Below are 7344 nucleotides of genomic sequence, written 5' to 3'. Positions count from 1 at the left end.
GTTCAGCGCAGGGCGGGAGGCGTCATGCCGTTGGGCAGGATGGCCCACATCTGCCCTTGCTGGCGCATGCGTCCGGCTTCTCGCCCAGCCTCAGCGCCGAAGCCCCAGAAGAAGTCTGCCCGCACCGTTCCCTTGATCGCGCCGCCGGTGTCCTGGGCGAGCACGAGACGGTTGAGCGGCAGACTGCTGTTCGGGAAGCTCGTCGAGAGGAACACGGGCGCGCCAAGCGGGACGAAGCGGGGATCCACCGCGATGCTACGCCCTTCCGTCAGCGGGACGCCGAGCGCCCCGATGGGGCCGTCATTCGAGCTTGGCAGCTCGCGGAAGAAGACGTAGCTCGGATTCGCGTGCAGCAGTTCCTGGAGCCGTTGCGGGTTGTCCTGCGCCCAACGCTTGATGCCGTCCATGGACGCCCTGTCCAGGGTGAGTTCGCCCTGCGCCACCAGCCAGCGGCCGATGGATTGGTAAGGGTGTCCGTTCTGGTCTGCATAGCCAACCCGCACCATGCTGCCGTCTGGCAGGCGTACCCGCCCGGAGCCCTGGACCTGAAGGAAGAACAGATCGATCGGGTCATCCGCCCAGAGCAGCACGGGTGCAGGAAGCTGCCCGCCGCGGTCGTCGATCTGCTGGCGGCTCCAGTACGGTACCACCTTGTTGCCGACGATGCGCCCCCGCAAGCGTAGATGCTTTAGCTCCGGATGCACGTCGCCGAGTTCCACGGTCAGCATGTCGGCCGGCACGCCGTGAATCGGCCATCGGCTGCGGGTGTTGCGCTGGCGGCTACCCTGGATCAGTGGTTCGTAATAGCCCGTCACCAGGCCCTCTGTGCTGCCGTCCGGGTTGACAAGTTGCCAAGGGGTGAAGCGGCTCTCGAAGAACTGCCGTGCGATCGCGTCCGTCGGTTTGTCACCGATCCGTGCGGCGGCTTCGCACGTGGCTTGCCAAGCGGGTTGGCGCACCAAGGTGGAGCACGAAGTGCGCAAGGCTGGCCAAGCCGACGACGGGTCATCGAGCCGCCATCCCGGCATATCGGCCCAACTGACCGCGCGCAAGGGGAGCGCGGCGGGTGCTGCTGACGCTGCGGGGCCAGAACCTGCGCATGGGGGGCAGGCTGGGCACGGTGCCGACGGAGGGCAGGTGCTGCCAGAGGCCGATTCCTGTGGGGCCGGTGCATGGCTACAGGCGCCCAGCAACATCGCGAGCAGGGCGGGGGTAACGATTTGCCGGGCACGCGTGTTCAGGTGACGTTGCGCGGCGTCCTTGAGGAACGCGGGCCTGCGGAGGTGCATGGGTGATATCCTGAGCATTCGCTTGATTTGTTGGCGTGGCTGCGAGTATACCGGGCACGGGCCCGGTGCCGATGGCCCTGCGCACTGACCACCTGCGACACTCCTGATGACGACTGAACTCGCCGATCTGCTCCGCCGCGCCGAGCGTGTGCTCGAGCGCCTGGAAACTCTCTTGCCCGGTCCGGCAAGCGCGCCCGACTGGGACGCCGCCCACGCTTTTCGCTGGCAGCGCCGCCGTGGGCACGCGACGCTGCGCACGGTGAAATCTCCGCACGGCATCCGGCTTGCGGACATCCAGGACGTAGACGAGCAAAAGGAACGCGTCGACCGTAACACCCGGCAGTTCCTTGCCGGGCGGCGGGCGAACAACGTTCTCCTGACGGGCGCCCGTGGCACGGGAAAATCTTCCCTGGTCAAGGCCTTGCTGAACGAATATGCGGAGCGTGGGCTGCGTCTGATCGAGGTTGACAAGGGCGATCTGATGGATCTCCCCGAGATTGTCGAACTCCTCGAGGGTCGCCCTGAGCGCTTCATTCTGTTCTGCGACGATCTCTCATTCGAGGAGGGGGAGGACGCCTACAAGGCGCTAAAGAGCGTGCTCGATGGATCGGTTTCGGCGATGTCCGACAACGTGCTGATCTACGCGACCTCTAACCGGCGCCATCTCATGCCTGAATACCATGATGAGAACCTCCAGGCGCGGCATGTGGATGGGGAGTTGCACCCAGGCGAGGCGGTGGAGGAGAAGATCTCGCTTTCGGAGCGCTTCGGCCTCTGGGTTTCCTTCTACCCATTCAGCCAGGATGAATACCTGGACATCGTCGCCTACTGGCTGGGTAGCTTCGGCGTTGCTCCGGCCGAGATCGAAGCCGCACGCCAGGAGGCTCTGCAGTGGGCACTGATGCGCGGATCGCGCTCCGGGCGCGTGGCCTGGCAGTTTGCACGTGACCACGCCGGGCGCCTCCAAGAGGCAGTGTGATGGTACGCAAACGGGTCGATGTCGCCGCTGGCGTTCTGTTGCGACCGGACGGGCGCTATCTGCTTGGCCAGCGCGGTGCTGACACCGTGTATGCCGGCTATTGGGAATTCCCGGGTGGAAAGGTCGAAGCCGGCGAGAGTGCCGCGGAGGCTTTGTGCAGGGAACTGCAGGAGGAACTTGGCATTCGCGTGACGAAGCTGCGGCCATGGTTACGGCGCGAGCACCTATACGAACATGCTCATGTACGTCTGCATTTTTTCGAGGTCGCTGCATGGGAGGGCGAACTCGTGGAACATGTTCACGCCGCGCTTGCCTGGGTCTTGCCCGAGGAAGCCGCGTGCGAGCCCATGCTTCCAGCGAACGGTCCGATCCTGAAGGCGTTACGTCTGCCGCGCACGATGGGTATCACCCACGCTGCTGAGATCGGTGCTGATGCGCAGCTCGATGCGCTGGAACGTGCGCTTGCAGGGGGGCTGCGCTTGGTGCAAGTGCGCGAAGGCGGCTTGTCTGGCGCAGTGCGTGCGCATTTTGCGCGTGCAGCGCTTGCACGCGTGCGCAAGCATGGGGGGCTGCTGCTGCTCAATGCCGACGCGTGCCTGGCGCGCGAAATCGGTGCTGACGGGCTGCATTTGCCGGCTGCGGATCTTCTTCAGGCTGAGGTCCGCCCGGACTTCGAGTGGGTAGGCGCCTCCTGCCATACGCGTGCGGAGCTCGAGCACGCGGCGGCGCTTGGGCTCGACTACGCGCTGCTGGGGCCGGTGCTCCCCACACGTAGTCACCCGGGGCGTGCCGGACTGGGTTGGCCTGCCTTTGCCGAGCAGGTGGCGGGTTTGCCGATTCCGGTATTCGCGCTGGGTGGCCTGCGGCCCGATGACATGGAGACGGCACGCGATGCTGGCGCTCACGGCATCGCCGCGATCCGCGGGCTGTGGCATGGGGGGTAGTCGGATGCCGTGGTTCCGGTGAAAGCGGTGGGCTAGGCGGGCTGTGCTTTCAGCGCTTGCGTCCCTCCCCGAGGCCCGGAGGCTGGAAGTCGATGTCGTCCAGCGGGGCGTCGGGCGGAGAGGTCGGTACGCGATAGGCTTCGGACGCCCAGGCGCCGAGATCGATCTGGCGACAGCGTGCGGAACAGAAGGGGCGATGCCGGCTCTCCGGCGTCCAAGGTACCGCCTTCCCGCAGGTCGGACAGTTGACGGTGCGGACGCGCTCGGTCATTGCGTGTTCACAGCGAGCAAAAGGTCAGCTCGAAGGCCACGTCGCGCTCGGCCAAGCGGGGGCGAGCGACCGTTTCCGGGAGCATGAAGCGTACGTTCAGCGCATACTTGTTGGCGCTGATTTCGGGGACGACCGTTTCTGCCCGGGCGAGCCGTACACGTACCATCTGCGCCGTGCGCCCCGCCATGGTGAGCTGGAACGCTCCGCCGCGGGCGAGTTGCGGCTCGGGACGACCGCTGCTGCGTAGCAGCCGCAGTACGATTTCGATGCCGTCACGAATCGGCGACATTGGATGAATCCACACCTCCATGTCGCGGCGGCGGACCTCCGGATCTCGATTGAGCCAGAAGTGGTAGGAGGGCAGGTCGAACTGGCAGACACCGCCGGGAATAGCTGCCCGGCTGCGGATGCTCATCAACCATTCGTTCTCACGCAGGTACTGGCCGATCTTTCCGGCCATTGCGAGCAGACTGCTTGATGCCTGCTCGATCTCGTAGAGCGCGCCGGAGAGCGCTTCCTCGGAGATCTCGGGGTTGTTGCGGAAGGACATCAGGATCTGGCGCTGACGCTCGAGTTCCTGGACCAGGTCGACCTTGAGGTCCGCCCGGCCCGCGACTTCCAGTGTCTCGAAGATCGTGAGCAGTGCGACGTGGTGATCCTGCGGGGTGTCGCCGGCCGTGAAGTGTGCGATCTTCACGAACAGATCCTCCAGACGCAACAGCGTGCGGATGCGCTCGTTGAGAGGATATTCGTAGCTGATCACCGCAATCTTTCCGCCTGTCTTGCGCCCTTTTCAATCGCGACGATGATAGCACAGGCCTTGTATCACGCAGCCGGGGGCGGTCGCGGCCGCCGGCGTTCAGCGGGCTGCCGCGGCCGCCAGATAAAGGGCATGCAGGCGCTCGACCTGTGCCTGCAAGACCTCCAGCGAGGTGGAGTTGTCGATGACATCGTCTGCGGCGGCGAGGCGCTCGGCCCGACTGGCCTGGGCGGACAGGATGGCGTCGATTTGCGCGCCGGGGAGTCCGCTGCGGCGCTTCACGCGCGCACGCTGGAGGGCTTCCGGGCAGTCAACGACGCAGACGCGGTCGCACCGCTCGCGGTAGGTCTTCGACTCGATCAGTAGAGGAACGGCAAGAATCACGTAAGGCCCGGGGGCCTCCAGGCAGCGCTTTGTGCTCTGTTCTCCGATCATCGGATGCAGGATGGATTCGAGGCGGCGGCGAGCTTCCGGTTGCGTGAAGACCAGTGCACGCATCGCTGCGCGGTCGAGGCTTCCGTCTGCGGCGATGAGTGCATCGCCGAAGCACTGGCGTATGGATTCGATTGCGCCGCCGTCCGGTGCGGTGAGTGCGTGCGCGATGAGGTCGGTATCGACCACCGTGGCGCCAAGCTTGGCGAAATGATCGCTCGCAGCGCTCTTTCCGCTGCCGATGCCGCCGGTAAGGCCGACGATGTAGGGGGGGGTGGGATGCATGCGTTGGACGTCAGCGTGGGGAGCAGGGCTGGCGTTTTGCGGTCAGGCCACGCGCGGCGGACTCGACGACACGCAATTGGTCTTCCAGGACCCTCGCCTCGATACGATGATTTGTTCGCATGCGGGCTTCGATGCCAGCCCCCTGAACGCCGCGCGCACGCAACTGGTCGAGCAGGACGCGTGCACGGGCCTCCGTCTTGAACAGGCCCAGCGAGATTGCGTATTGGGCGGGGCCGGCTTCCTGCACGATGAAGGTATCGGTCACGCCCTGCAGATTAAGCTCCACCTCCCGTCGTTCGGCTGCGCTGCGGCTGCCCTGGGGCGGAATACGTACCCACCACGACTCGGGTGCATCGCTGCGCGTGCGTGTTGCAGTGAGGCCGATGCGGCGCAGGCGTTGGGCGAGCAACTCGGCCTCCTCGCCGGATAGGCCGACCCAGGCCTGGCATGTGGCCTGCGCGGGCATGGCGGGTGGGCTTCCGAGCGAGGGCGCGGCAGTCGTGATGTCCCCTTCCGCCAGATCGCTTTCGGGGTCCTCGGCATCTGTCCCTGCGGTCTGTTCCGACGCCTGCGTGCCATTCGTCGCCGACATGCCGACGGTAGCCTGTGTTTCGTCGACCGCCGACGGCGCGGAGGTCGTGCTGGGCGCCGCATCGTTCTCGCCCTCTGGGCCCGTTTCTGGCGCGACGGGTGGCATCTCGGGCTCGGCGATGGTGGCTGTGGTTCCGTCCTCGGATGCATCTGCGCCGGGCAGGGCGGGGATTGCGCTCACCAGTGCGGCTTGGGGCCCGCTGTCGCCGCTCAGGCGGATGCGCTCCGGGTGCAACTGCCCGGAGATGCGATGGGGTTCGCCGAGTTGCCCAGCCTCGCCCAGCCAGCCACGCACGATGGCGTAGGCCAGCAGGTTGAGCATCAGCAGCAGGATGATCAGGAAGCGCAGGGTCATGCCGATAGCTTAGACGAGCGTCGGCCCGGGGGGAACCCGGGCGGCGCAGTCGACCCGTGCTCAGCCGAGCTTGGGGAGGTGTGCGAGCGAGCGCGCCACCGCATCGGCCGGGTAGTCGTAGTCTTCGAGCTGGCCGGTGAAGTAACGCTCGTAGGAGCTCATGTCGAAGTGACCGTGGCCGGTCAGGTTGAACAGGATGGTCTTGCATTCGCCGGTGGCCTTGCAGGCGAGCGCCTCGTCGATGGCGGCGCGGATCGCGTGGCAGGACTCCGGCGCCGGGATGATGCCCTCGGCGCGGGCGAACTGCACGCCGGCCTCGAAGGTCGCCAGTTGCGACACCGCGCTCGCCTCGATCAGGCCGGCATGGAGCAGGTTGGACACGAGCGGTGAGTCGCCGTGGTAGCGCAGGCCGCCGGCATGGATGCCGGGCGGCATGAAGTCGTGTCCGAGGGTGTACATCTTCATAAGTGGCGTGAAGCCCGAGGCGTCGCCATAGTCATAGGCGTAGGTGCCCTTGGTCAGGGTGGGGCAGGACGAGGGTTCGACCGCGACGCAGCGCAGTGCTTCGGCGCGCTTGTCCCCCGCGGCCTTATCGGCTAGGAAGGGGAAGGCGATGCCGGCAAAGCTCGAACCACCGCCGCAGGGGCCGATCACCACGTCGGGGTAGAGGCCGACCTTGTCGAGCTGCTTCTTCGCCTCCAGGCCGATGATGCTCTGGTGCAGCACGACGTGGTTGAGCACGGAGCCCAGGGTGTAGTTGGTGTCGGCGCGGCCGGCGGCCTCTTCCACCGCTTCGGAGATCGCGATGCCGAGCGAGCCGGGGTTGTCCGGGTTCTCGGCGAGCAGGCGGCGGCCGGTCTCGGTGTGCGGTGAGGGGCTGGCGAAGACCTCGCCACCCCAGGTCTGCATCATCAGCCGGCGGTAGGGCTTCTGGTCGTAGCTGACCTTGACCATGTAGATGCGCACCTCCAGCCCGAACATCTGCCCGGCGAAGGCGATCGACGAGCCCCACTGGCCGGCTCCGGTCTCTGTGGTCAGGCGGGTGATGCCGGCCTGCTTGTTGTAGAAGGCCTGCGGCACCGCGGAGTTGGGTTTGTGCGAGCCTGCGGGCGAAACGCCCTCGTACTTGAAGAAGATCTTCGCGGGCGTGCCCAGAGCCTGCTCCAGGCGCACCGCGCGCACCAGGGGGCTGGGGCGCCAGAGGCGGTAGATCTCACGCACCTGCTCGGGAATCGCGATCCAGCGCTCGGTGCTCATCTCCTGCTCGAGGATCGCGGGCGGGAAGATGGCGCCCATCTGCTCGGCGGTGGCGGGCTTCCCGTCTGGCCCCAATGGCGGCGCGAGCGGCGTGGGCAGGTCTGCAGCGATGTTGTACCAGTGGGTGGGGATGTCGGCGGCGTCGAGCAGGATGCGGGTGGCTTCCATCGTGGTTCTCCCT

General features: G+C 66.4%; 8 protein-coding genes. 2 read left to right on the top strand and 6 right to left on the bottom strand.

Features of this window, described 5'->3' with window-relative positions:
* Nucleotides 1-2: 2 nt before the first annotated feature.
* Nucleotides 3-1028 (bottom strand): murein transglycosylase A, encoded by a 1026-nt coding sequence (locus ACNKW1_RS15375; protein WP_418365457.1) that lies wholly within the window; start codon nt 1026-1028, stop codon nt 3-5.
* Nucleotides 1029-1395: 367 nt separating this feature from the next.
* On the opposite strand from ACNKW1_RS15375, the gene ACNKW1_RS15370 reads away from it, so the two are divergent.
* Nucleotides 1396-2268: an ATP-binding protein gene (locus ACNKW1_RS15370; protein ID WP_418365456.1), complete on the top strand. Its 873-nt coding sequence runs from the start codon at nt 1396-1398 to the stop codon at nt 2266-2268.
* Complete coding sequence (locus tag ACNKW1_RS15365) at nt 2268-3212, top strand: Nudix family hydrolase (protein WP_418365455.1); 945 nt, start codon at nt 2268-2270, stop codon at nt 3210-3212. The genes ACNKW1_RS15370 and ACNKW1_RS15365 overlap by 1 nt, the downstream gene beginning before the upstream one ends.
* A gap of 49 nt (nt 3213-3261) precedes the next feature.
* Here the strand turns inward: ACNKW1_RS15365 and ACNKW1_RS15360 are convergent, their stop codons facing one another.
* The 5 genes from ACNKW1_RS15360 to ACNKW1_RS15340 all read right to left on the bottom strand — a co-directional run bounded on the left by ACNKW1_RS15360 (nt 3262) and on the right by ACNKW1_RS15340 (nt 7331).
* Nucleotides 3262-3483, bottom strand: coding sequence for a DNA gyrase inhibitor YacG (locus ACNKW1_RS15360; RefSeq protein WP_418365454.1), 222 nt, complete (start codon nt 3481-3483; stop codon nt 3262-3264).
* A 7-nt stretch (nt 3484-3490) separates the two neighbouring features.
* Nucleotides 3491-4246: a cell division protein ZapD gene (gene zapD, locus ACNKW1_RS15355; RefSeq protein ID WP_418365453.1), complete on the bottom strand. Its 756-nt coding sequence runs from the start codon at nt 4244-4246 to the stop codon at nt 3491-3493.
* 96 nt (nt 4247-4342) lie between these two features.
* Nucleotides 4343-4960: a dephospho-CoA kinase gene (gene coaE / locus ACNKW1_RS15350; protein ID WP_418365452.1), complete on the bottom strand. Its 618-nt coding sequence runs from the start codon at nt 4958-4960 to the stop codon at nt 4343-4345.
* Nucleotides 4961-4970: 10 nt separating this feature from the next.
* Entirely contained in the window at nt 4971-5906 is a 936-nt protein-coding gene (locus ACNKW1_RS15345; protein WP_418365451.1) for an SPOR domain-containing protein, read from the bottom strand.
* Nucleotides 5907-5966: 60 nt separating this feature from the next.
* Nucleotides 5967-7331: a TrpB-like pyridoxal phosphate-dependent enzyme gene (locus ACNKW1_RS15340; RefSeq protein WP_418365450.1), complete on the bottom strand. Its 1365-nt coding sequence runs from the start codon at nt 7329-7331 to the stop codon at nt 5967-5969.
* Nucleotides 7332-7344 lie beyond the last annotated feature (13 nt).

Source organism: Thauera sp. WH-2, assembly GCF_048321015.1.
Lineage (GTDB): Bacteria > Pseudomonadota > Gammaproteobacteria > Burkholderiales > Rhodocyclaceae > Thauera.
This window is presented reverse-complemented; position numbering and strand designations above follow the sequence as displayed.

Bases quoted from the DNA above. Each gene is read 5' to 3' on its own strand.
- ACNKW1_RS15375 (WP_418365457.1), bottom strand. From the start codon at position 1,028: ATGCCGGGATGGCGGCTCGATGACCCGTCGTCGGCTTGGCCAGCCTTG.
- ACNKW1_RS15370 (WP_418365456.1), top strand. From the start codon at position 1,396: ATGACGACTGAACTCGCCGATCTGCTCCGCCGCGCCGAGCGTGTGCTC.
- ACNKW1_RS15365 (WP_418365455.1), top strand. From the start codon at position 2,268: ATGGTACGCAAACGGGTCGATGTCGCCGCTGGCGTTCTGTTGCGACCG.
- ACNKW1_RS15360 (WP_418365454.1), bottom strand. From the start codon at position 3,483: ATGACCGAGCGCGTCCGCACCGTCAACTGTCCGACCTGCGGGAAGGCG.
- coaE (WP_418365452.1), bottom strand. From the start codon at position 4,960: ATGCATCCCACCCCCCCCTACATCGTCGGCCTTACCGGCGGCATCGGC.
- ACNKW1_RS15345 (WP_418365451.1), bottom strand. From the start codon at position 5,906: ATGACCCTGCGCTTCCTGATCATCCTGCTGCTGATGCTCAACCTGCTG.
- ACNKW1_RS15340 (WP_418365450.1), bottom strand. From the start codon at position 7,331: ATGGAAGCCACCCGCATCCTGCTCGACGCCGCCGACATCCCCACCCAC.